General features: G+C 71.4%; 23 protein-coding genes. 10 read left to right on the forward strand and 13 right to left on the reverse strand.

All coding sequences use genetic code 11. The features are described 5' to 3' along the window. Positions 1-4: 4 nt before the first annotated feature. The 3 genes from AC07B0_RS22225 (at position 5) to AC07B0_RS22235 (ending at position 3728) form a co-directional block, all read left to right on the forward strand. Complete coding sequence (locus tag AC07B0_RS22225) at positions 5-1759, forward strand: serine/threonine-protein kinase (RefSeq protein ID WP_478898775.1); 1755 nt, start codon at positions 5-7, stop codon at positions 1757-1759. A gap of 74 nt (positions 1760-1833) precedes the next feature. Continuing rightward, the gene (locus tag AC07B0_RS22230) at positions 1834-2850 is read left to right on the forward strand and encodes a C40 family peptidase (RefSeq protein ID WP_356882051.1); all 1017 of its coding nucleotides are present in this window, start codon (positions 1834-1836) and stop codon (positions 2848-2850) included. Between the two features lie 182 nt (positions 2851-3032). Beyond that, entirely contained in the window at positions 3033-3728 is a 696-nt protein-coding gene (locus AC07B0_RS22235) for a phosphatase PAP2 family protein (protein WP_478898776.1), read from the forward strand. Positions 3729-3857: 129 nt separating this feature from the next. On the opposite strand, the gene AC07B0_RS22240 is transcribed toward AC07B0_RS22235, so the two are convergent. Both AC07B0_RS22240 and AC07B0_RS22245 read right to left on the reverse strand, forming a co-directional pair. Then, complete coding sequence (locus AC07B0_RS22240) at positions 3858-4091, reverse strand: hypothetical protein (RefSeq protein ID WP_356882022.1); 234 nt, start codon at positions 4089-4091, stop codon at positions 3858-3860. A gap of 85 nt (positions 4092-4176) precedes the next feature. Continuing rightward, a complete protein-coding gene (locus tag AC07B0_RS22245; RefSeq protein WP_356882052.1) occupies positions 4177-4395 on the reverse strand; it encodes a hypothetical protein in 219 nt (72 codons plus the stop codon). Between the two features lie 142 nt (positions 4396-4537). Between AC07B0_RS22245 and AC07B0_RS22250 the strand changes: the two genes are divergently transcribed. Both AC07B0_RS22250 and AC07B0_RS22255 read left to right on the forward strand, forming a co-directional pair. Next, complete coding sequence (locus AC07B0_RS22250) at positions 4538-5389, forward strand: SCO4651 family lipoprotein (protein WP_478898777.1); 852 nt, start codon at positions 4538-4540, stop codon at positions 5387-5389. Between the two features lie 147 nt (positions 5390-5536). Beyond that, on the forward strand, positions 5537-5689 hold the full coding sequence (locus tag AC07B0_RS22255) for a hypothetical protein (RefSeq protein ID WP_356882018.1): 153 nt from the start codon (positions 5537-5539) through the stop codon (positions 5687-5689). A 91-nt stretch (positions 5690-5780) separates the two neighbouring features. Here AC07B0_RS22255 and AC07B0_RS22260 read toward each other — a convergent pair whose 3' ends face one another. After that, on the reverse strand, positions 5781-6122 hold the full coding sequence (locus AC07B0_RS22260; protein WP_356882016.1) for a metal-sensitive transcriptional regulator: 342 nt from the start codon (positions 6120-6122) through the stop codon (positions 5781-5783). A gap of 195 nt (positions 6123-6317) precedes the next feature. Between AC07B0_RS22260 and AC07B0_RS22265 the strand changes: the two genes are divergently transcribed. After that, on the forward strand, positions 6318-6938 hold the full coding sequence (locus AC07B0_RS22265; RefSeq protein WP_356882014.1) for a DUF47 domain-containing protein: 621 nt from the start codon (positions 6318-6320) through the stop codon (positions 6936-6938). Between the two features lie 5 nt (positions 6939-6943). Further along, entirely contained in the window at positions 6944-7945 is a 1002-nt protein-coding gene (locus AC07B0_RS22270; protein ID WP_356882012.1) for an inorganic phosphate transporter, read from the forward strand. 120 nt (positions 7946-8065) lie between these two features. On the opposite strand, the gene pstB is transcribed toward AC07B0_RS22270, so the two are convergent. From pstB to mshD, 7 genes are all read right to left on the reverse strand, one after another. After that, positions 8066-8842 carry a phosphate ABC transporter ATP-binding protein PstB gene (gene pstB / locus AC07B0_RS22275; protein WP_356882010.1) on the reverse strand — a complete coding sequence of 259 codons (777 nt, stop codon included), beginning with the start codon at positions 8840-8842 and terminating at the stop codon, positions 8066-8068. A gap of 29 nt (positions 8843-8871) precedes the next feature. Beyond that, positions 8872-9954: a phosphate ABC transporter permease PstA gene (pstA, locus tag AC07B0_RS22280; RefSeq protein ID WP_356882008.1), complete on the reverse strand. Its 1083-nt coding sequence runs from the start codon at positions 9952-9954 to the stop codon at positions 8872-8874. Then, a complete protein-coding gene (pstC, locus tag AC07B0_RS22285; protein ID WP_356882006.1) occupies positions 9954-10943 on the reverse strand; it encodes a phosphate ABC transporter permease subunit PstC in 990 nt (329 codons plus the stop codon). The genes pstA and pstC overlap by 1 nt, the downstream gene beginning before the upstream one ends. Before the next feature lie 129 nt (positions 10944-11072). After that, positions 11073-12212, reverse strand: a complete 1140-nt coding sequence (gene pstS / locus AC07B0_RS22290; protein WP_478898778.1) for a phosphate ABC transporter substrate-binding protein PstS — start codon at positions 12210-12212, stop codon at positions 11073-11075. Positions 12213-12763: 551 nt separating this feature from the next. Continuing rightward, positions 12764-13708, reverse strand: coding sequence for a CHAD domain-containing protein (locus tag AC07B0_RS22295; RefSeq protein WP_478898779.1), 945 nt, complete (start codon positions 13706-13708; stop codon positions 12764-12766). Further along, on the reverse strand, positions 13689-15944 hold the full coding sequence (locus tag AC07B0_RS22300; protein ID WP_356882000.1) for an RNA degradosome polyphosphate kinase: 2256 nt from the start codon (positions 15942-15944) through the stop codon (positions 13689-13691). The genes AC07B0_RS22295 and AC07B0_RS22300 overlap by 20 nt, the downstream gene beginning before the upstream one ends. Positions 15945-16220: 276 nt before the next feature. Next, positions 16221-17147 carry a mycothiol synthase gene (mshD, locus tag AC07B0_RS22305; protein WP_467296397.1) on the reverse strand — a complete coding sequence of 309 codons (927 nt, stop codon included), beginning with the start codon at positions 17145-17147 and terminating at the stop codon, positions 16221-16223. A 171-nt stretch (positions 17148-17318) separates the two neighbouring features. Between mshD and AC07B0_RS22310 the strand changes: the two genes are divergently transcribed. Then, complete coding sequence (locus AC07B0_RS22310; protein ID WP_356881996.1) at positions 17319-19136, forward strand: bifunctional metallophosphatase/5'-nucleotidase; 1818 nt, start codon at positions 17319-17321, stop codon at positions 19134-19136. An 85-nt stretch (positions 19137-19221) separates the two neighbouring features. On the opposite strand, the gene AC07B0_RS22315 is transcribed toward AC07B0_RS22310, so the two are convergent. Further along, entirely contained in the window at positions 19222-20004 is a 783-nt protein-coding gene (locus AC07B0_RS22315) for an alpha/beta fold hydrolase (protein WP_469384615.1), read from the reverse strand. Between the two features lie 121 nt (positions 20005-20125). Between AC07B0_RS22315 and AC07B0_RS22320 the strand changes: the two genes are divergently transcribed. Together AC07B0_RS22320 and AC07B0_RS22325 are read left to right on the forward strand one after the other, a co-directional pair. After that, a complete protein-coding gene (locus AC07B0_RS22320) occupies positions 20126-20713 on the forward strand; it encodes a TetR family transcriptional regulator (RefSeq protein WP_478898780.1) in 588 nt (195 codons plus the stop codon). Positions 20714-20773: 60 nt separating this feature from the next. Beyond that, positions 20774-21658 carry a phosphatidylinositol-specific phospholipase C gene (locus tag AC07B0_RS22325; protein WP_478866566.1) on the forward strand — a complete coding sequence of 295 codons (885 nt, stop codon included), beginning with the start codon at positions 20774-20776 and terminating at the stop codon, positions 21656-21658. On the opposite strand, the gene AC07B0_RS22330 is transcribed toward AC07B0_RS22325, so the two are convergent. Together AC07B0_RS22330 and AC07B0_RS22335 are read right to left on the reverse strand one after the other, a co-directional pair. Beyond that, positions 21638-23083 (reverse strand): sensor histidine kinase, encoded by a 1446-nt coding sequence (locus AC07B0_RS22330; RefSeq protein ID WP_356881988.1) that lies wholly within the window; start codon positions 23081-23083, stop codon positions 21638-21640. The genes AC07B0_RS22325 and AC07B0_RS22330 overlap by 21 nt on opposite strands. Further along, positions 23080-23814: a response regulator transcription factor gene (locus tag AC07B0_RS22335; RefSeq protein WP_356882049.1), complete on the reverse strand. Its 735-nt coding sequence runs from the start codon at positions 23812-23814 to the stop codon at positions 23080-23082. Before AC07B0_RS22335 ends, AC07B0_RS22330 begins: the two co-directional genes overlap by 4 nt. Positions 23815-23831 lie beyond the last annotated feature (17 nt).

The following is a 23831-nucleotide window of genomic DNA, read 5'->3' on the forward strand; positions in this document are numbered from 1 at the left end:
GCGGATGGAGGCCCTGAGAGACACCGATCCCACCCACATCGGGGCGCAGGCCCTGTTGGCCCGGCTGGGGGCCGGGGGCATGGGGCAGGTGTACCTGGGACGGTCCCCGGGCGGCCGGCTGGTCGCCATCAAGGTGATCAAGGACGAGATCACCGGGCATCCGGAGGCGCTCGCCCGGTTCCGCCGGGAGGCCGAGACGGTCCGGGCGGTGCGGTCGGCCTACACCGCGAACCTGATCGACGCCTCGCTGGCGGCGCCGCCCTACTGGCTCGCGACCGAGTACGTCGCCGGTCCCACGCTCGGCGACGCCGTGCGCGAGCGCGGCGCGCTGCCGGCCGATTCCTGCCGTCGGCTGTTCGCCGCGCTGGCCGAGGGGCTCGCGAGCGTCCACGCGTACGGGGTCACCCACCGGGACCTCAAGCCGCAGAACGTCATCCTGGGCGTGCAGGGGCCCCAGCTCATCGACTTCGGCATCGCCAAGGCGGCGGCCCATACGGCGCTGACGCAGTTCGGCGCCGCCCCGGGCACGCCCGGTTACACCGCTCCCGAGGTGCTGCTGCGGGGCGAGGTGGCGGACGCGGCGGACGTCTTCGCGCTGGGGGCCACGCTCGCCCACGCGGCGACCGGGCGGGCGCCGTACGGTACGGGCGAGCCGACCGCGGTCAACTTCCGGGCGGTGCACGGCGAGATCGACCTGGCGGGCGTGGAGCCCCGGCTGGCCGAGCTGATCAGGGCCTGTGTGGCGGCGGAACCGGCTGCGCGGCCGGCCCTCGCGGAGGTCATCCGGCGCTGCGCCGTGGACTCGGCGCTGGTCGACGACCCGGTGTACGCGACGCTGCTCGCCTCGGGCGGCGACCGGGGCGCGGGCCTGCCCGCCACCGGCGGGGCCGGACTGCCCGCCACCGCCGGGCCGGGGCTGTCCGTCGGAGCGGGCGGCTACGTGCCGACGTACGTTCCCCCGCGCCCGGCGGTCGCGCCCACCGCCCTGCCGTCCGGCGGGCGGCGTCCGCCGCGCTGGGTCCTGGCGGTGGCCGCCGGGCTCGTCGCGGGGGGCCTCGCCACGGGCGGCTACCTGCTGCTGCCGGACGGGGAGGACGGGGGCGGGGACCGGGGGAAGCGGGCCGGCGGGCCGCCTTCGGGGTCGGCGCCGGCCGCGCAGGACCCCGTGGCGCAGTCGCCGGCGGGCCCGTCCGCCGCGGCGCGGGGCGGTGGGGCGGGGAGCGCCCTGCCCGACCACATCGAGAACAACTCGGTGTCGCGGGACCTGTGGCAGGGCACCGCTCCGGGCAACGGGAGCTGCAACCTGCCCGGGGAGGAGCGGGCGGAGTTCCTGGTGGGCTCGGTGGTCGACGCCGATTCCCCGGAAGCGCAGTCGGTGACGGGCAAGGTCAAGATCCGTCTTCACCTGAAGCCGTACCACACGGAGAAGGCCCCCTACGCCGTCTCCGTCGGGGTCAAGCCCCCGCACGACATCGAGCTGAGCACCCAGCGGCCCTACGAGCACGTCCGTGACTACAACAAGACCATCGGCTACACGAGCAAGCCCGTCGACCTCGCGGACGAGGCCTCCGGCGGGGACGTGGAGCTCACCTACCCCGACGACTTCTCCATGAAGTTCGACGACTACCAGGGCGCCCCGAGGACTTTCCCGGCCATCCCGCTCGTCAACGACCCGGGTGACTGGACCGTGGTGGTCTACCGCGTCAGGGGCATCACGGAGTACAGCAACATCTACTGCACCGGCTTTCCGGTGAAATAGTGCCAAGACAGGCCGACGAATGCGCTGTCAGGTCTCCTGCCATGAGGCAGTGTTGACGGGTGCGCAAGTTCTGGATGGCAAGCGGGCTCGGGATCGGCGTGTGCATGGCCTTCGTCGCGCTGCTCGTCGTCGGCACGTACTCGGCGGCGGCGGGGATCGCGAACAGCGGCAGGCAAGGCGCCGTGGGACTGGTCAAGGGGGCCGTCCCGGCGATCTACCAGCCACTGGTGGAGAAGTGGGGAAACCTTTGCCCCGCACTGAATCCGGCCATGCTGGCGGCTCAGTTGTACACCGAGAGCGGCTGGAAGCCCGACGTGGTGAGCCACGCCGACGCGCGGGGCATCGCCCAGTTCATCCCGGGCACGTGGGCCACGTACGGGATCGACGGTGACGGTGACGGGGACCGGGACATCTGGGATCCGAAGGACGCGATCCCGTCGGCGGCCTCGTACGACTGTCAACTCGCCAAGGACGTCGCGAAGGTGCCGGGCGATCAGTCGGACAACATGCTCGCCGCCTACAACGCCGGTCCCTACCGCGTGATCAAGGCGGGCGGTGTGCCCGCGATCAGCGAGACCCAGGGATACGTGAAGGCCATCCGGTCCCTGGAGAAGAGCTTCGCCCGGCCCCTCGGCCGGGTCGCGCCCTCCCAGCAGGCGGCCGGGGCCATCTACTTCGCGCAGAAGCAGCTGGGGACGCCGTACCTGTGGGGCGGCAACGGAACTCCCGACCAGGACGGGCGCTTCGACTGCTCGGGGCTGACCAAGGCGGCGTACGAGACGGTGGGGATCGAGCTGCCACGCGTCGCGAACGACCAGTACAACGCCGGATCGCACCCGTCGCGCCAGGAGTTGCTCCCCGGTGATCTGGTCTTCTTCTCCGACGATCTGACGAATTCGCGGGAGATCCGGCACGTCGGCATGTACGTGGGCGGCGGCTACATGATCAACGCTCCCTTCACCGGTGCGGTCATCCGCTTCGACAAGATCGACACCCCGGACTACTTCGGCGCGACCCGCGTCACCAAGGACGGCGCGGAAGCCCTTCCGGAGCGCTCGGCGGCCGCTCCGGCCCCTGGCAACTCTCCGTAAACCAAAGGCCTTGAGCTGCGACGATGAGTCACTCTTCGATAACGTTGGAGTGATCATTCGGTGGAGAGTGGAACGGACCTGCCAGAACGGGCGTTCCATGGACACGGGGGTTGATCGACGAGGGTTGTAGGGGCGTACACCGCAGTGCGTCCGCAGGGGACCTAGGCAAGGGGCCGCTTCGCATGGCTGGACTCACAAGTGGTGGGCCGAATGTGGATGTCGGCCTGCTGTACGAGGTCAACGGACTGGCCCGGCGCGCCCCCGAGGCGGTCGACCGGGCCGTCGCGTCCGCCGCGGAGTACGGACTCCCGCTCGCCCTCGTCCTGTTGGTGCTGTGGTGCTGGCACGGCGCCCGCAGGCAGGACGAGACCACCGCCGTCGAATCCTTCGCCGCGCTCGCGTGGGCCCCGCTGGCCGCCGGGCTCGCCCTGCTCGTGAACGTGCCGCTGCGGGAGTTCGTCGGCCGTCCGCGCCCGTTCCTCCAGCACGACGGCCTCGACGTGCTCGCCGCCGGCCAGGGACAGGCCGCGGGCTTCTCCTTCGTCAGCGGGCACGCGACCCTCACGATGGCGCTCGCGGTCGGGGTGTTCCTCGCGAACCGCAGGCTCGGGCTCATCGGGATCGCCCTGGCCCTCGCCGAGGGCCTGTGCCGCCTCTACCTGGGCGTCCACTACCCGACCGACGTGATCGGCGGCTTCGCCCTCGGCACCGCCGTCGTCCTGCTCCTCGCGCCGCTCGCGATGGCCCTGCTGACCCCGCTGGTCCGTACGGTCGCCCGCGCGCCCCGCGTCGGACGGCTCGTCCGGGCCCGGGACCGGGTGGTGGCCCGGCCGGTGGAACTGCCGCAGCGGCCGGCCGAGAGCGACCTCGCGGCCTGAGCCCCGGCCGGACGCCGCCGCGCGGTCAGCCCGCGTACGCGTTCCAGACCGCGAGCAGGACCGCCACCAGCAGGCACAGCACCGCCGCTCCGAAGCACAGCCGGACCGCCGCCGGGCGGAACCGAGGGGTCACCGGTCGCCGCCGGGGCCCGGGGTGTCGTCCCGGGCCGTCTCCTCGCGGCGGTAGCGGGAACGCAGCCACAGCCCGGTCGCCACGGCCGCCGCGGTGGTGAGCCCGACGGCCAGGGCCACGTCGCCCGGTCCGTCCGCGGAGCCCACGGGGCGGGCCCAGGCCGCGGCCGGGGTGAGCGCGATGAGCAGGGCCCAGAGGAGGGCCGCGACACGGGGTGCGGTTCCTGGCATGAGACCAGGGCATCCGCTCCCGGCCCGCCCGGCCACCCGGGCCGTCCGAACGGGCGACACGCGCGGGCGCGGGGGCCGCGCGGCACTAGCCCGAGGTGTGCCGGGTGGCGTCCCGTCTGGCCAGGTCACGGGAGCGGCGGGCCGGCCCGCTCCAGCCGCAGCTGCAGACGGCCAGGCAGAACGAGCCGCGTTCCGCGGTGCTCGTGGTGTGGCCGGTGGGTGGCTGCGCCGGTTCCGCGGGGTGACGCGGGAGCGGCACGGCGGTAAACGGAGGGACCAGGGTCGCCTTGCTGTGCGGATCCACACCCCCACGGTACCCGGGTACTCCCCGGCCCGGTACGGCCGCCGGAACTCCGTGGCCCGTGACGGGAAACCCCGGACCTCGTTAACCGGAGCGGGTGGGGGCCTCGGGCAAACAGCGGTCATGCGTTGGGGGTTGGCAGGCGATGGTGGTGCACCAGCACAGGCGGCGGCGCGGGCGTGCGGGTGAGGCGGTGATCGCGGTCGGCATGGCGGTGACCGTGGCCGCGCTCGGCGCGTGCGGCGGCGAAGGCTCCGGGGAGGTTTCCGGGAGCGGCGACGCCCGGCCGCCGCGCGACCCGGCCGCGGCGGTCCGCGGGGCCGCCGACGCGCTCGCGGCCACCGGCAGCGCCCGGGCCCGTACGGCGATGGAGATGGCCACGGGCGGCACCCGGGTCACGATCCGCGGCGAGGGCGGGGTCGACTTCCGCAAGCGGATGGGCCAGCTCCTGGTGATGCTCCCGGCCGACGTGACGGGCAAGGCCGAGCACCGGCCCATCACCGAGCTCCTCGTCCCGGGCTCCCTCTACATGAAGAACCGCGGCGCGGGCGTTCCCGACGACAAGTGGGTCCGCGTCGACACGACCACCCTCGCCGACGGGAACCTCGTCACGGGCGGGGCCACCGACCCGCTGACCGCCGTCGAGCTGCTGCGCGGCGCGCAGGGCGTGACGTACGTGGGCGAGGACGAGGTGGCGGGCACCAAGGTGTGGCACTACCAGGGGACGACGGACATCGGGCGGGCGGCGCGGACGGCGTCACCGGGGGTGAAGGAGTCGCTGGAGGCGGCGGCGAAAGGGTTCAGCAAGGACAGCGTGCCCTTCGACGTCTACCTCGACGAGGAAGGACGGCTGCGGAAGGTCAGGCACCGGTTCACGTACGTCAAGAATGGCGTGATCGACGTCTCCTCGACCACGATGCTCTACGGCTTCGGGACCCCGGTCACCGTGGCATTGCCCGCAAGCGGGGACATTTTCGCCGGGAAGATCGCCGACTAGCGGCCCACGCGGCCCGGAAGGGCACGTCCGGGCCATGGGTCCACTATCCGGAAATGGTCCATCCGTGTCATGCGCGCCACGGCGTGCGATCCCTACGCTGAGAGGCCGAGCGCCGACGGGCGAGGGCGGCAGAAAGAGGTGACACGCGTGACTCCCGCAGGCGGTACGACGGTGCAGGACCACGTGGCACTCGCCGAGATCGAGCTGTGCGGTGAGTTGATCATCGCGGCGTCCACCGCCGCGGAGGAGCGGCTGAGCCAGGACCGGATCGACGAGGTCCTGATGGGCATCGGGCTCTAGCTCCGGTCACGGCTCCAGGGGCGACGAGGCGGAGCGGACGCCCCCGTCCGCCCGGGAAGCGGCGGACGGAGCCGGGCGCGGGGGCGCCGCGTCAGGTGCGCAGGAGGCGGGCGATGGCCTTCGTGGCCTCCTCGACCTTGGCGTCGATCTCCTCCCCGCCCTTGACGGCGGCGTCCGCCACGCAGTGGCGCAGGTGCTCCTCCAGCAGCTGGAGGGCGAAGGACTGGAGGGCCTTCGTGCTCGCCGAGACCTGGGTGAGTATGTCGATGCAGTAGACGTCCTCGTCGACGAGCCGCTGGAGGCCGCGGATCTGCCCCTCGATGCGGCGCAGCCGCTTCAGGTGCTCGTCCTTCTGGTGGTGGTACCCGTGCACGGCCGCGACAGGGGCGGTGCCGGCGTCGGCTCCGGAGCCTTCCGCCTCGATGGTCGTCATGCGTCCTCCCGTGGTCCGGATCGAGGGGGTATATACCCCTCATGGGTATAGGGTACTTGGCCCTGGCCGGAGGGGCAGGGGTCCGTGCGGCCCACTGTGCCTGATGGAGCACACTGGAGAACGGCCGGTTAGCCGTGGCCGGGGGATGCGCCTAGCATCAGCCTGACCGAATCCAATGCACCCCGAGGACCACACGTGCGATTTCGTCTGACCCCCAGGGAGACGAGCTTCTACGACATGTTCGCCGCATCCGCGGACAACATCGTCACGGGCTCCAAGCTCCTGATGGAACTGCTCGGCGCGGACATGTCCGCCCGGGCCGAGATCGCGGAGCGGATGCGGGCTGCGGAACACGCGGGGGACGACGCGACCCACGCGATCTTCCACCAGCTGAACTCCTCCTTCATCACGCCGTTCGACCGCGAGGACATCTACAACCTGGCCTCGTCCCTCGACGACATCATGGACTTCATGGAAGAGGCGGTCGACCTGGTCGTCCTCTACAACGTGGAGGAGCTCCCCAAGGGAGTCGAGCAGCAGATCGAGGTCCTGGCCCGGGCGGCGGAGCTCACCGCCGAGGCCATGCCGCACCTGCGGACGATGGACAACCTGACCGAGTACTGGATCGAGGTCAACCGCCTCGAGAACCAGGCGGACCAGATCCACCGCAAGCTGCTCGCCCAGCTCTTCAACGGCAAGTACGACGCCATCGAGGTGCTGAAGCTCAAGCAGATCGTCGACGTGCTCGAAGAGGCGGCCGACGCGTTCGAGCACGTTGCGAACACGGTGGAGACCATCGCGGTCAAGGAGTCCTGAACCTCGTGGACACCTTTGCGCTGATCGTGACCATCGGTGTCGCGCTCGGCTTCACCTACACCAACGGCTTCCACGACTCCGCGAACGCCATCGCCACGTCCGTTTCGACGCGGGCCCTGACCCCGCGCGCGGCGCTGGCGATGGCGGCGGTGATGAACCTGGCCGGTGCGTTCCTCGGCAGCGGCGTGGCCAAGACGGTCAGTGAGGGGCTCATCGAGACGCCCCACGGCAACCGGGGCATGTGGATCCTCTTCGCGGCGCTGGTCGGCGCGATCGTCTGGAACCTGATCACCTGGTACTTCGGCCTGCCCTCGTCCTCCTCGCACGCGCTGTTCGGCGGCATGGTGGGCGCGGCGCTGGCGGGCGGCACCGAGGTCATCTGGTCCGGCGTGGTCGACAAGGTCGTCATCCCGATGTTCGTCTCGCCGGTCGTCGGTCTCGTGGTCGGTTACCTGGTGATGGTGGCCATCCTGTGGATGTTCCGTCGGGCCAACCCGCACAAGGCCAAGCGGGGCTTCCGCATCGCGCAGACGGTGTCCGCGGCCGGCATGGCCCTGGGCCACGGTCTCCAGGACGCCCAGAAGACCATGGGCATCGTGATGATGGCCCTGGTCATCGCCGACGTGCAGGGCGCGGGCGACGCGATCCCGATCTGGGTCAAGATCGCGTGTGCCGTGATGCTGTCGCTGGGTACGTACGCGGGCGGCTGGCGCATCATGCGCACGCTCGGCCGCAAGATCATCGAGCTGGACCCGCCGCAGGGCTTCGCGGCGGAGACCACCGGCGCGTCGATCATGTTCGGCTCGGCGTTCATCTTCCACGCGCCGATCTCCACCACGCACGTGATCACCTCGGCGATCATGGGTGTGGGCGCGACCAAGCGGATCAACGCGGTCCGCTGGGGTGTCGCCAAGAACATCATCCTCGGCTGGTTCATCACGATGCCGGCCGCGGCCCTGGTCGCCGCGGTCAGCTTCTGGATCGTCAACCTGGCCTTCGTCAGCTAGTGCCCTGACCGGACACGAAAGCGGGCCGGCTCCCCCCACCCAGGGGGAGCCGGCCCTTTTCCTTTCGCCTTGCGGTGGCACCGCCATGCAGCACCGCAGGACGCCTGGTCCATCCCGGGTCTAGCCGAAGCGGCCCGAGATGTAGTCCTCGGTCGCCTGGACGGACGGGTTGGAGAAGATCCGGTCCGTGTCGTCGATCTCGACCAGCTTGCCCGGCTGACCGACGGCGGAGAGGTTGAAGAAGGCGGTGCGGTCCGAGACGCGGGCCGCCTGCTGCATGTTGTGCGTCACGATGACGATCGTGAAGCGCTCCTTCAGCTCGCCGATCAGGTCCTCGATGGCGAGGGTGGAGATCGGGTCGAGGGCCGAGCAGGGCTCGTCCATCAGCAGGACCTGGGGTTCGACCGCGATGGCGCGGGCGATGCACAGGCGCTGCTGCTGGCCGCCGGAGAGGCCGGAGCCGGGCTTGTTCAGGCGGTCCTTGACCTCGTTCCAGAGGTTGGCGCCCTGGAGGGACTTCTCGACGATGTCCGTGAGCTCGGACTTCTTGAAGGAGCCGTTCAGGCGCAGGCCCGCGGCCACGTTGTCGAAGATCGACATGGTGGGGAAGGGGTTCGGGCGCTGGAAGACCATGCCGACGGTGCGGCGGACCGCGACCGGGTCCACGCCGGCGCCGTACAGGTTCTCGTCGTCCAGGAGGACCTTGCCCTCGACGCGGCCGCCGGGGGTGACCTCGTGCATGCGGTTCAGGGTCCGCAGGAAGGTGGACTTGCCGCAGCCGGAGGGGCCGATGAAGGCCGTCACCGAGCGGGGTTCCACGGTCATCGAGATGTCGTCGATGGCCTTGTGGGTGCCGTAGAAGGCGGACAGTCCGCTGACGTCGATTCGCTTCGCCATGAGGGGTCACTTCGCTTTCATGAGTCGCGTCAGCGACCGGTCTTCGGGGCCTTCCAGCGGGCGATGCCGCGGGCCACCAGATTGAGGATCATGACGAAGGCGATCAGGACGAGCGCTGCCGCCCATGCCCGGTCGTAGGAGGCTTCACTGCCGACCTTGTACTGCTCCCAGATGTAGAGGGGGAGCGAGGACTGAGCGCCTTCGAAGGGGTTGCCGTTGATCAGCTGGGAGCCGAAGACCAGCAGCATGATCGGGGCGGTCTCGCCGGCGATGCGGGCCACGGCCAGCATGACACCGGTGGAGATGCCGCCGATGGCGGTGGGGAGCACGACCTTGAGGATCATGCGCCACTTCGGCACGCCGAGGGCCAGGGCGGCCTCGCGCAGCTCGTTCGGGACGAGCTTGAGCATCTCCTCGGTGGAGCGGACCACGACCGGCATCATCAGGATCGACAGGGCCATGGCGCCGGCGAAGCCGGAGGGGCCGAAGCCGAGCATCAGGTTCCACGTCGTGAGGATGAACAGACCCGCGACGATGGAGGGGATGCCGGTCATCACGTCGACGAAGAAGGTGACGGCCTTGGCGAGCGAGCCGCGGCCGTACTCGACCAGGTAGACGGCGGTCAGCAGACCGACGGGCGCCGCGATCAGGGTGGCGAGGGCGACCTGCTCGATGGTGCCGAGGAGCGCGTGGTAGACGCCGCCGCCCTCCTCGAAGCTGGTCACGCCGTTCATCGAGTGGCTGAGGAAGTCCCCGTCGAGGGCGGAGACGCCCCGGCTGATCGTGGTCCACAGCAGCGAGAGCAGCGGGACGACGGCCAGGATGAAGCAGACCCAGACGAGCGAGGTGGCGACCCGGTCCTTGGCCTGGCGGCGGTTCTCGACGACGGCGCTGGCCGTGTACGTGACGACCACGAACAGGACGGCCGCGATGAGCCCCCACTGGATCTTGCTGTCGAGGTCGAAGGCCAGCCCGATGCCGCTGCCGAGGGCGGCGGACAGGACGGCGATGCCGGCCGGGGCCCAGCGGGGGAGGCCGCCCCGGGTGAGCGTGGCGGGGGCGGCGGACTTGCGGTCCCGTACGGGCCGCTGCTCCTGCAGTGCGTGACTCATCAGGCGTTCGCCCCCGAGAACTCCTTGCGTCGCGCGATGATCACGCGAGCGGCGCCGTTGACGAGCAGGGTGAGGAGGAAGAGGACCAGACCGGAGGCGATCAGCGCGTCCCGGCCGAACTCGTTGGCCTCGTCGAACTTCGCGGCGATGTTCTGCGCGAAGGTTCCGCCGCCCGGGTTCAGGACGTGGAACGAGATGAGGAAGCTCGGGGAGAGGACGGTGGCCACGGCCATGGTCTCGCCGAGGGCGCGGCCGAGGCCGAGCATCGAGGCGGAGATGACGCCGGAGCGGCCGAAGGGCAGGACCGACATCCGGATGACCTCCCAGCGGGTCGCGCCGAGGGCCAGGGCGGCCTCCTCGTTCATGCGCGGGACCTGGAGGAAGACCTCGCGGCTGACGCTGGTCACGATCGGCAGGATCATGATCGCGAGCAGGATGCCGACGGTGAAGAGCGAGCGGGCGACGCCGACCTGGGTCTTCTCGAAGACGTAGGTCCAGCCGAGGTACTCGTCCAGCCAGAGGTTCAGCCCGTTCAGCTGCGGCACCAGGAACAGGGCGCCCCAGATGCCGTAGATGATCGACGGCACGGCGGCCAGCAGGTCGACCACGTAGGCGAGGGGCGCGGCCAGCTTGCGCGGCGCGTAGTGCGAGATGAACAGGGCGATGCCGACGGCGATCGGGACCGCGATGACCATCGCGATGATCGAGCTGACGACGGTGCCGAAGAGCAGGACGGCGATGCCGAAGACGGGGGGAGTGGCCGAGGCGTTCCAGTCGAAGGTGGTGAGGAAGTTGCCCTCGTTCTTCGACAGCGCGAGCCCGGCGCGGTAGGTGAGGAAGATGGCGATCGACGCCATGATCACCAGGAGCAGGATGCCGGAGCCCTTGGAGAGCCCCGCGAAGATCTTGTCACCGGCGCGGCCGGTGGACCTTCCGCTCTTGGAGACAGGCGGAGCCGTGTCTATCTGGGTGGGTGTGGTGGAAGCCATGGTCTTTCCGGTCTGAGTGGGGGGCAGGCCCCCTGGCGGCGGTGCACCGGATTCCCCCGGGTGGAGGGGGAGGGTCCCCGGCTGCCGGGCGGATCGGACGGGATCCGCCCGGCAGCGCGGGGATCAGTACTAGGCCAGCGACTTGATGACTTCGCGGACCTTGGTGTTGATCTCGGCCGGGATCGGCGCGTAGCCGTTCTCGGTGAGGACCTTCTGGCCCGCGTCCGACGCGGTGTACTCCAGGAAGGACTTCACGGTGCCGAGGGTCTCGGGCTTGTTGCCCTTGTCGCAGACGACCTCGTACGTGACCAGGACGATCGGGTACGCGCCCTCGGCCTTGGTGGTGTAGTCGAGCTTCAGGGCCAGGTCGGAGCCGGTGCCGGTGACCTTGGCGGCGGCGATGGCCTTGGAGGCGTTCTCGCCGGTGGCCTTGACCGGGGTGCCGGCGCCGGTGTTCACGTCGACCGTCTTGATGCTCTGCGAGCTGGCGTAGGAGAGCTCGAAGTAGCCGATCGCGCCGTCGACGGCCTTGACCTGGGAGGCGACGCCGGAGGAGCCGGAGGCGGCCTGGCCACCGGGGGCCGGCCACTTCTTCGAGGCCTCGTAGGACCAGGCGTCGGGGGCGGCGGCCTTGAGGTACTTGCCCAGGTTCTCGGTGGTGCCGGAGTCCTCGGAGCGGTGGAAGGCCTGGATCGCGGTGGAGGGGAGCGTGACGCCGGGGTTCAGCTTCTTGATCGCCTCGTCGTCCCACTTCTTGATCTTGTCGTTGAAGATGTTGGCGATCGTGGTGGCGTCGAGGTTCAGCTTGTCGACACCCGCGACGTTGAAGCCGAGGGCGATCGGGCCGCCGACCATCGGCAGGTTGATGCCCTGGCCGCCGGTGCAGATCTTCTTCGACTCCTCGACCTGCTCGGGCTTGAGCGCCGAGTCCGAGCCGGCGAAGCCCACGGTGCCCTGGTTGAACGCGACGATGCCCTCACCGGAGGAGGAGGACTTGTAGTTCACCTCGACGCCGGAGCAGGCGGCCATGTAGTTCTTCACCCACAGGTCGACCGCGTTCTTCTGCGCGGAGGAGCCGGACGCCAGGAGCTTGCCCTTGGCGCCGTCGCACTTGACGTCACCCGGGGCCGGGGCGGAGGCCTTCGGGGTGTCGCCGGCACCGGTCTTCGTGTTGTCGTCCGAGCCGCACGCCGTGAGGACCAGGGCGCCGGACACGACGAGGGCCCCGAGGGCGGAGGCACGAAGCCGGTTCTTGCGCTGAAGCTTCACTTTCGGGTGTTCCTTCCGAGGAGCCGCCGGCCGCTTTCTGTATCGGGGCGGCGTGCGAAGAGGACTACGGGTCGCGGGGTGCGTACGCCGTGGTTTCCGGACCGGCTCGCACCTTGCAGTACTGAAATTAGGCAGAACAGGTGAAGCGGTCGACGGCGCTTGGTGAACGGCGAGTGAACCGTGGCGGGCGACCGGGTGCGGATGGGGCGGTTTGTACCCGGACGTAAGGGGGCGTTGTTCGCCCGTTATCCCTCTGTGACTTCCGGTCGCCCGTCGCGGGGCCAGAGGGGCGCGGTGGTGGGGCGTGGCTGGAATGCGCCGGTCGCGGGCTGCCGAAGGGCGCCGGGCGGGGCCCGTCCAGGGCGTCTTCACCTGGGCACCAGGGTACGTTCGGCCGCCCCGGCCCGCCGGTCGCGCAGGTCGGGAACGGGCGAGACCCCGGCCGCCCGCCGGCCGGGGTCTCCTGGTCCGGGCGCCGGCGCGGGGGCGCCGGGGGCAGGGCGGCGTCGTGGGCGTGCCGTCGCAAGGGGCGCGCGTACCGAGGACGCGCCCTACGCCGGCAGGGGGTGCCAGATGGTGTGGAAGGCGCGGCGGGCGGCCAGGGCGGCGTGGCGCTGGTCGGCGTGCAGGACGCCCAGGGCGTACGCCGTCGCCGGGGCGATCCTCGGGGTGCGGGCGGCGGCCGCCGAGGCGGTGGCCGCGTCGGAGGCGTCGCGGTGCCGGTCCAGGGCCCGGCCCGCGGCCGCCAGCCGGACGACGTCCTCACCGAGGGTCTCCCGCGCGTACCGGTGGACCCGCAGCAGGCGGCGCACCTCGTGCCAGGCGCCGTCCTCGTGCGCCGAGTACGGGGTGTCCCCGGTGGCGGGCAGGGCGGCGACGGCGGTGGCGAGCCGGCCCTCCGTGACCGCGGCCAGCGGGACCAGTACCTCCGCCACCGGTCCGCGGGCCGCCACGGGATCCAGCGGGACCTCCGAGGCGAGCACCGCCACGGCGTCGGCCACCGCGTGGAAGCGGGACGAACCGAGTGCCTGGAGGGTGGTGGAATGGGCGCGGGTCCGCGCCAGCGTGAGCTGTCGCTCCAGCAGTGCGCCCGCGCGCGCCGATCCCACCGTCAGCGCCCCCGACGAGCCCGTGCCGCCCCGCGGCGCCGGTACCTCGGGTGCCGCCGAGAGCCGTTGCAGGGCCTCCATCAGCCGGGACAGCCGGGCGGCGTAGGCGTGTTCGTCCGCGAGCGTCGAGGACAGCCACACCAGCTCGGTGCGCAGCCCGTCGGCCCAGCCCGACTCGGTCACCACCCGGAACGTGCTCAGGGAGCCGGCGATGCGGCGCGCCGCCCCCCGCAGGCCGCGCGCCGCCTCCCCGCTGTCCGGGGTGTCCGCCCCGCTCCCGGTGCTCTCGTCGTGCAGGCGCAGCGCGCGCAGGAACGCGGTGGCCTGGGAGCGCAGGTACGGGGCGAGTACGTCACCTGCGGTCGGGTCATGGTTTGGCTGAGCCACGCCGGCGCCTCCGGGCGTCTATGAGCATCTCCTGAACGTGCCGCAGCGGCTGGCCCTCGGCATCCGTGCTGTGCCGGGTCCACTCGCCGTCCGGACCCAGGTGCCATGAGGACGTGGCGTCGGACATGCCGGTCTCCAGCATCCGGTCCAGTGCCGCGCGGTGGGCGGGGTCGGTGACCCTCACCAGTGCCTCGATGCGGCGGTCGAGGTTGCGGTGCATCATGTCGGCGCTGCCGATCCACACCTCCGGTTCGCCGCCGTTGCCGAAGGCGAAGACCCGGGAGTGCTCCAGGAAGCGGCCGAGGATCGAGCGGACCCGGATGTTCTCCGACAGCCCCGGGACGCCGGGCCGCACGGCGCAGATGCCGCGCACCCAGATGTCGACGGGGACGCCCGCCTGGGCGGCCCGGTACAGGGAGTCGATCAGGGCCTCGTCGACGATCGAGTTCATCTTCAGCCGGACGTACGCGGGCCGGCCGGCCCGGTGGTGGTCGGCCTCCTTGTCGATGCGCGAGATCAGTCCGTCGCGCAGGGACTTCGGGGCGGTCAGCAGCCGGCGGTAGGTCTCGCGGCGCGAGTACCCCGACAGTCGGTTGAAGAGGTCGGAGAGGTCCGCGCCGACCTGCGGGTCGGCGGTGAGCAGGCCGAGGTCCTCGTAGAGCCGGGCGGTCTTCGGGTGGTAGTTGCCGGTGCCCACGTGCGAGTAGCGGCGCAGGGTGTCGCCCTCCTGGCGGACCACGAGGGAGAGCTTGCAGTGCGTCTTGAGCCCCACCAGGCCGTAGACGACGTGGCAGCCGGACTCCTCCAGCTTGCGCGCCCACTTGATGTTGGCCTGCTCGTCGAACCGGGCCTTGATCTCGACGAGTACGAGGACCTGCTTGCCGGACTCGGCCGCGTCGATCAGGGCGTCGACGATCGGCGAGTCGCCCGAGGTCCGGTACAGCGTCTGCTTGATCGCGAGGACGTCCGGGTCGCCGGCGGCCTGCTCCAGGAAGGCCTGCACGGACGTGGAGAACGAGTCGTACGGATGGTGCAGCAGGACGTCCCGCTCGCGCAGCGCGGCGAAGATGTCCGGTGCGGACGCCGACTCCACCTCGGCCAGGTCACGGTGCGTGCCCGCGACGAACTTCGGGTACTTGAGCTCCGGCCGGTCCAGGGAGGAGATCCCGAACAGGGCGGTCAGGTCCAGCGGCCCGGGCAGCGGGTACACCTCGGCAGCGGACACCTTCAGCTCCTGCACGAGCAGGTCCAGGACGCCGGGGTCGATGGACTCCTCGACCTCCAGGCGCACCGGCGGGCCGAAGCGGCGCCGCATGAGCTCCTTCTCCAGCGCCTGGAGGAGGTTCTCCGCGTCGTCCTCCTCGACCTCCAGGTCCTCGTTGCGGGTCACCCGGAACATGTGGTGCGCGAGCACCTCCATGCCGGGGAACAGCTCCTCCAGGTGCGCGGCGATGACGTCCTCCAGCGGGACGTAGCGCTGCGGGGAGGCCTCCAGGAACCGCGAGAGGAGCGGCGGGACCTTGACCCGGGCGAAGTGGCGGTGGCCGCTGACCGGGTTCCGGACGACGACGGCCAGGTTCAGCGAGAGGCCGGAGATGTACGGGAAGGGGTGCGCGGGGTCCACGGCCAGCGGCGTCAGCACCGGGAAGATCTGGTTGCGGAACAGCGTGAAGAGGCGGGCCTGCTCCTTCTCGGTGAGGTCCGGCCACCGGATGAGGTGGATCCCCTCCTCCGCCAGCTGCGGGGCGATGTCCTGCTGGTAGCAGGCGGCGTGCCGGGCCATGAGCTCGCGCGAACGCGTCCAGATCAGGTCCAGCACCTCACGCGGCTGCAGGCCTGAGGCCGAACGGGTGGCGACGCCCGTCGCGATGCGCCGCTTCAGGCCCGCGACGCGGACCATGAAGAACTCGTCGAGGTTGCTCGCGAAGATCGCCAGGAAGTTCGCGCGCTCCAGCAGCGGGGTGTTCGGATCCTCCGCGAGCTCCAGGACCCGCTCGTTGAAGGCCAGCCAGCTGCGCTCCCGGTCCAGGAACCGGTTCGCGGGCAGCTCGCCCGTCTCGTCCTTGTCCTCGTACGCGTCCAGATCCGCGTCGAGGTCCGGATCCAGGCCGCCGTGCGGGCGGTGGGCGGCTATGGAGCCCAGCCGCGCCTTGACCGCTGCCGCGGAGTTTCCGGACGGGTGAGACGGGTGCTGGGCGGGGACCTCGGTGGGACCTGCGCTGGGCTTCTGGCTCATGCCTCCATTCTTCCGCGCACGAGGCAGGACAGGCGCGTCGGAAGCATCGGCTGTCAGTCGGAGTCGGGGCTGCATGACCGGAGACTGGCAAGCGCTTCTGAATGCCCGGTTAATGGCGTATGGCTTCTGGGCTTTCCTGGGGCTTCCTTCGTCTCCGGGGCGCTTCCGGCCGGGCTCACGGGCCCGTACGTCGTGGAAAACGTGCGTTCTCCGCGTTCTCTGCGTTTTCCACGGACGCGCGGAGCCGTTCCCCCGGCGCGGAGCGTGACCGGCCCGTCAGCTTTCGGTGCGGTACATCAGGTCGACCTCGTGGGTGGTGAAGCCGAGGCCCTCGTACACGGCCAGGGCCGCCGGGTTGTCGGCGTCCACGTAGAGCATCGCCGTCGGCAGGCCCGACGCCGCCAGGTGCCGCAGACCGATCGCCGTCAGGGCCTTGCCGAGGCCGCCGCCCTGGGCGCCCGGCTTGACGCCGACCACGTAGACCTCGCCGAGCCGCTCCGCCCCGTGGACCTTCGTCCAGTGGAAGCCGACCAGCTCGCCGTCGCGCTCCGCGAGGAAGAAGCCCTTCGCGTCGAACCACGGCTGCGCGATCCGGTCGTTCAGGTCCCGCTGCGTCAGCGAGCCCTGCTCCGGGTGGTGGGCGAAGGCCGCCGCGTTCGCCGCGAGCCACGCCGCGTCGTCCTGGCCGGGTACGAAGGTCCGTACGCTCACGCCGGCCGGCAGGGCCGGCTCGGGCAGCGGGTCGCCGTCGGCGAGGGGGCGGCGCAGCTGGCGCAGCTCGCGGAAGAGGGTCAGGCCGAGCACCTGCGCGAGGTGCCGGGCGGCGGACTTGCCGCCGTGGGCCCACACCCGGATCCGCTTGCCGGAGGCGTTCAGGAGGGCCGAGCCCAGCGCCCGGCCGTGGCCGCGCCCGCGCAGCGCGGGGTGCACGACGAGCTCGGCGGCGGGGGCCTCCACCGGGTCGGTGTCCTCCAGTTGCCCGTATCCGGCGAGCCGGGTGCCGTCGCTCAGGAGGAAGTGCCGGATGCCCTCGCGCGGTCCGCCGCGCAGCTGGAGCCGCCCCTGCTCGGACACCGCGGTGGTGCCGTCGGTGCGGGCCGCTTCCGCGATGAGCTCCAGGACGGAGGCGGCCTGTTCCTCCGTCAGCTCGTCGAGGGTCTGAATCTGCCGTCCGGGCTCCAGGGCCGCTGCTGCGTCAGTCATGCCCCGAGCCTACGACCGCCGCCCGCGGTTCCGTGCCCCGCGGGCCCCACCGGCCCCGCAACGCCGCCGCGTAACCAGCTCGCAACCCGATACCCCCTGTCGTGCTACGCGCGTTGACAATAAGCTGCGGCGGACCTCCCAACTTGTCTCGCTGTCCACAAAGGGGACTAAATGTCAGCGACGCCACAACGGCCCCGCACGGCCCGCCGGTTGACCTTCACCGCACTCGCCCTGACGGCCGGTGCCGGAGCCATGGTCGCCGCCGCACTGCCGGCCGGAGCCGCGAGTGGTGGCGGTACGGCCCAGAGCCGGACCGTCGACGTACAGATGCTGTCGTTCAACGACTTCCACGGCACGCTGGAGCCCCCGCAGGGCTCCTCGGGCACGGTGAGCGAACGCCAGGCAGACGGCACCACCAAGGCAATACCGGCGGGCGGTGTCGAGTACCTGGCGACCAGCCTGCGCGAGGCCCGCAAGGGCCACGAGTACTCCGTCACGGCCGCGGCCGGCGACATGATCGGCGGCAGCCCGATGCTGTCCGGTCTCTTCCACGACGAGCCGAGCGTCGAGGCGCTGAACAAGCTCGGCCTGGACGTGTCCAGCGTCGGCAACCACGAGTTCGACGAGGGCCGCACCGAGCTGCGCCGCATGGCGTACGGCGGCTGCCACCCGGTCGAAGGCTGCTTCGAGTACGGCAAGACGTTCACCGGAGCGGAATTCCAGTACCTCGCGGCCAACGTGACGGACGAGAAGACCAAGCGTCCGATGATGTCGCCCACCTTCATCTGGAAGAAGGGGGACGTGAAGATCGGCTTCATCGGCGTCACCCTGGAGGGCACGCCGGACGTCGTCACCGCCGAGGGCGTCAAGGGCCTCAAGTTCGGCGACGAGGTCGAGACGATCAACAAGTACGCCGCGGAGCTGAACAAGCAGGGCGTGAAGTCGATCGTCGCGCTGATCCACGAGGGCGGGCTGCCCGCGAACGGCGCGTACAACTACGACTGCGACGTCCCGGGCGCCGGCGCCGGCATCTCCGGGGCCATCGTCGACATCGCCAAGAACGTCGACGCGAAGGTCGACGCGCTGGTGACCGGCCACACGCACCAGGCCTACAGCTGCAACATCCCCGACCCGGCGGGCAACCCGCGTACGGTCACCTCGGCCGCCTCGCTCGGCCGCCTGTACACGGACACCACGCTGACCTACGACCGGCAGACCAAGGACATCGTCCGTACGCCGGTCAAGGCGCCCAAGCCGGTCAACAAGGTCGTCACCCGGGAGCAGCCCAAGGCCGCGGACATGACCGAGCTGATCCAGCGCTGGAACGCGCTGGCCGCCCCGGTCGCCGACCGCCCGCAGGGCTTCATCTCGGCGGACATCCCGGGCCGCGGCTCGCCGGAGTTCGAGAAGCCGCTCGGTGACCTCATCGCCGACGCGCAGCTGGAGGCGCTGGCCCCCGCCGACAAGGGCGGCGCGGAGCTGGCGATCATGAACCCGGGCGGCATCCGCTCCGACCTCGCCTACAAGGCCTCCGGGGCCGAGGGCGACGGAGTGGTGACGTACGGGGAGGCCTTCACGGTCCAGCCGTTCACCAACATGATGAACGTGGTCGACCTGACCGGCGCGCAGCTCGTGACCGCGCTCCAGCAGCAGGTCACCGGCCCGGTCAACGGCCCGAACCCGAAGATCCTCCAGGTGTCGAAGGGCTTCACGTACACCCTCGACATGACGAAGACGGGCGCGGACCGCATCGTCGCGGACTCGGTGAAGCTGAACGGCGCGGCCATCGACCCGGCCCGTACCTACCGGGTCGCGATGAACGAGTTCCTCGCGGGCGGCGGTGACGGCTTCACCGTCCTGAAGGAGCACAAGAACAAGCTGGTGGGCGCGTCCGACCTGGACTGCTTCAACGCCTACCTGGCGAACAACTCCTCGGAGTCGGCTCCGATCGCCCCGCCGGCGGCGAACCGGATCACCGTCGTCAAGTAACTCCCGTACGCGGTACGCCCACGAGGGGCGGTGGGCCCCAGGTCCGCCGCCCCTCCGGCGTTTCCCGGGAGCGGTGTCCGGTTCCTCAGAGGGTGGCGAGGAACTCCGAGACGGCCCGGTGGAAGCCCCGCGGGTTGCGGAACGGCACGAAGTGGTCCCCGTCCAGCGGGGCGTACGAGGTCCCGGGCCGCCGGGCCACCATCGCGTCGGCCTGCTCCCGGGGCAGGGCGTGGCTGTCCGTGCCGTGGACGAGGAGGGCCGGGCAGCTGCTGCCGAGCCAGGCGTCCCAGTGGTCGCCGCGGCAGCCTTCGATCGAGTCGAGCATGTCCTGCGGGTGGAACGGCATCCGCCAGCCGGCGCCGTCGGGGAGCCGGCGCAGCGCGGCGCCGACGATCTGGCCGCCCACCGGGCCGGCCGCGGCCAGCAGTTCCCCCGTGGTGGGCGCGGTGTACGGCAGGCCGCGGAGGAAGGCGAACCACTCGGACTCCCCGGGCTGGACCTCGACGGCGCAGTCCACGCCGATGAGGGCGCCGATCCGCTCCGGGTGGCGGGCGGCCAGGTGGTAGGCGTTGAGCCCGCCGAGGGAGTAGCCGAGGAGGGCCACGGGCTCGTGGAGGCCGAGGTGGTCCAGCAGGGCCACGGCGTCGGAGACGTACCCCTCGCGGTCGTAGGCGGTGGCCCTGCCGGAGTCGCCATGGCCGCGCTGGTCGGGGGCGATGACCCGCCAGTGGTCGCCGAGCTCCCGGGCGAGGGCCTTGAACGCGACTCCTTCGGACAGGCCCCCGTGGAGGGCGAGCAGCGGGCGGCCCGGGCCGCCGAAGTCCAGGTAGGAGAGGGTGCGGTCGTCGATCTTCAGCTCGTGGCGCATGTCCGGTGCCTTCCGTGTGCCGGTGGATCATCCGATGGACGCAGCCTGCCAGGACTTGGGCGTGCGCGCAATACGATCGTGTAGGGCGCTTGCCCAAAACCGGCGCGGCTACGATCCCGCCATGGGAAATCGCGAGGACCTGCTGGCCGGAGCGCGGCGCTGCCTGGAGGAGAAGGGCTACCTGCGCACGACCGTGCGCGACATCGCCGCGGCCGCGCAGGTGAGCATGGCGGCGATCGGCTACCACTACGGCTCGCGGGAGGCCCTCCTCAACCAGGCGCTCTTCGCCGCCATGGACGACTGGGCCGCCGGCTCGGGCCGGCTCACCGGCCAGGGCGACACCACCGAGGAGCGGTACGCCGACACCTGGGACCGCAAGATCCGGGACTTCGGCGAGATGCGCTGGCTGTGGATCGCCAACGTCGAGGCCTTCGTCCACGCCCAGTCCTCGCCCGAGCTGCTCGCGGCGCTCGCCGAGGGCCAGCGCCGCTCCCGGCGCATGGTGGCGGCGCAGCTGGCCGGGGTGCCCGAGGAGGCGGTCGCGGAGGAGGACGTACGCGGTCTCGGGTCGGTGCACCTCGCGCTGCTGAGCGGGGTGATGGTGCAGGCCCTGACGGACCCGGAGCACGCGCCCGACGGGCACGCTCTGGCCCAAGGCCTGCGCAGGATGGCCGAGTTGCTCGACCAACCCGTCTCTACCGACGGGTAGTAAAGGCGGGTCCGGCACGCCATAATCCCGTCCCATCACTGGGTCGGCAAAGGGGCGGACATGGGCGTGGCACTGGACCGGCGGACGTTTCTGACCGGGGCGGGGGCACTGGCGGCGGCGGCCGCCGTGGGGTTCGGGACGGCGGCCCCGGCCTCCGCCCGCGCCCTCGGCACCCAGGACTGGATGGCCGGCCTCGCCGACTCCACCCCGCTCCAGCGGATGACCATCCCCGGCACCCACGATTCCGGCGCCCGCAAGGGCGGGCTGTACGTCGCCTGCCAGAACACCTCCATCGCCCAGCAGCTCGACGCCGGCATCCGCTTCCTCGACGTCCGCTGCCGGGTCACGGGCGGATCGTTCGCCATCCACCACGGATCGTTCTTCCAGGACCTGATGTTCGGCGACGTGCTCGTGGCCTGCTGGAACTTCCTCGCCGCCCACCCCTCCGAAACCGTCCTGATGCGGGTCAAGCAGGAGTACTCCGGCGACAGCGACGCCACCTTCCGCGCGGTCTTCGACGACTACCTCGACAACCGGGGCTGGCGGCCGCTGTTCCGCATCGCCGACGCGCTGCCCGCCTCGCTGGGCGCGGCCCGCGGCAAGGTGGTGCTCCTCGCCGACAACGGCGGACTGCCCGGCCTGCGGTACGCCGACGGCAACGTCTTCGACGTCCAGGACGACTGGAACGCCGAGCCCTTCGCCAAGCGCGGCAAGATCGAGAACCACTTCCGGCGGGCCGTGCAACAGCCCGGCAAGCTGTTCGTGAACTACGTCAGCACCTCGGCGTACATGCCGCCGCGCTGGAACTCCGACCGGCTCAACCCGCAGGTCCACGCCTTCGTCGACGGCGGCGAACTGGCCGGCCGGACCGGGCTCGGGATCGTCCCGCTGGACTTCCCGAACACCCGCTCCGGCCTGGTCGAATCACTGATCCGGCACAACTGACGGCCCGGCCGGCGGTGGCGTCGGCGCCCCCGGGACGCGGAGCACCGCCTCCGTACCGGGGCCGCCGTCGGCCGCCGCCCGCAGCGCGGCGGTGCCGCCCGCCCGCTGGACCGTACGGGCCACGATCGACAGGCCCAGACCGCTGCCGGGCAGGGCGCGGGCCGACGGGGAACGCCAGAACCGCTCGAAGACGTACGGCAGGTCCTCCGCCGGGATGCCCGGCCCGTGGTCCCGTACCGTCAGCTCGCCCGCGTGCAGCGTCACGTCGACGGCGCCGCCCGGCGGGCTGAACTTCACCGCGTTGTCCAGCACGTTGACCACCGCACGCTCCAGCGCGGCCGCCTCGCCCCGTACGTACCAGGGCTCCAGGTCCGAGCCGAACCGCAGCTCCGGACCGCGCAGCCGGGCCCGCGACAGGGCCGTCCCCGCGATCTCGTGCAGGGCCACCACCCCGAGCGGGCCGTGCGGGGCGGCGTCCGGACGGGACAGCTCCTGGAGGTCCCCGATCAGCGAGGCCAGCTCCGTCATCTGCGCCTTCACCGAGGCCAGCAGTTCCCGGCGGTCCTCCGGCGGAATGGCCCGGCCCGTGTCCTCGCTGCGGGCCAGCAGTTCGATGTTCGTCCGCAGCGAGGTGAGCGGGGTGCGCAGTTCGTGCCCGGCGTCGGCGATCAGCTGGGCCTGCCGCTCCTGGGAGGAGGCCAGCGCCGCCGTCATCGAGTTGAAGGACCGCGACAGACGGGCGATCTCGTCGTCGCCCTCGTCGGGGATCCGCACGGTGAGGTCCTCGGTCCGGGCGATGTGCTCGACGGCGCCGGTCAGCTCGTCCACCGGCCGCAGCCCCGTACGGGCCACCCACAGCCCGGCCGCACCCGCCCCGAAGATGCCGATGCCCGACACCACCAGCAGGATCCAGGCCAGCGTCGACATCGGCTCGTCGACGTCCGAGTGCGGCTTCGCGATGGAGATCGCGAAGAACTGGCCGGTCGAGGGGGTCTGCAACTGGCGCGTCAGGACCCGCATGTCGATGCCGTCGTCGGTCGTCACGTCGTGCAGGGCGCTCTTGCGGGTGCCCTCGCCCGAGGCGATCTCCTGGTCGGTGCCCGTCACGGGCAGGCTGGTGCGCCCGCTCACCCAGCAGTGGGTGCCGTCGGCCAGGACGAGCTGCACGGTCGCGCCCAGGTTCCCGGCGACCTGCTGGTTCGGCTGCGGCACCCGCGTCATGCAGCCCTCCCGCAGCGTCCGGGCCACCTCGGCGCTCACGTCCGTCGCCATCAGGGAGCGGTCGAGCTGATCGCTGAGCTGCGCCTTCACCATCACCCAGGACACGCCGGCGACGGCCGCGACGGCGACCGCCACCGCGACCGTGACCAGCAGCGCGATCCGTGAACGCAGCGGCAGCGCGCGGAATCTGGCGGCCGGCGTCACTCCGGACCGCCGTCGCCCTGGCGCAGCACGTACCCCACCCCGCGCACGGTGTGCACCAGACGGGGCTCGCCGCCCGCCTCGGTCTTGCGGCGCAGGTACATCACGTACACGTCCAGGGAGTTGGAGCTGGGCTCGAAGTCGAAGCCCCAGACGGTCTTGAGGATCTGCTCGCGGGTCAGGACCTGGCGCGGGTGCGCGAGGAACATCTCCAGCAGCGTGAACTCGGTACGGGTCAGCTCCACCGCCCGCCCGCCCCGGGTGACCTCGCGGGTCGCGAGGTCCATGCGCAGGTCCCCGAAGGTCAGCGCGTCCTCGTGGCCGTCCGCGTCCGGCCGGGGCGCCGCGTACGCGCTGCGCCGCAGCAGGGCGCGGACGCGGGCGAACAGCTCGTCCAGCTCGAACGGCTTGACCAGGTAGTCGTCGGCGCCCGCGTCGAGGCCGGTGACGCGGTCGCCGACGGTGTCGCGGGCGGTGAGCATCAGGATCGGGGTGACGCTGCCGGACGCGCGCAGCCTGCGGGCGGCCGTCAGCCCGTCCATCCGGGGCATCTGGATGTCGAGGACGATCAGGTCGGGGGCGTAGGAGGCGGCCCGGTCGAGCGCGTCGAGGCCGTCCACCGCGGTCTGCGCGGCGTACCCCTCGAAGGCGAGGCTGCGGCGCAGGGCCTCGCGTACGGCCGGTTCGTCGTCGACGACGAGGATGCGCTGCTGGTCGCCTTCGGCGGCGTTCATCTCGGTCCCCTCGGGGT

Source organism: Streptomyces sp. NPDC044704 (assembly GCF_056433525.1).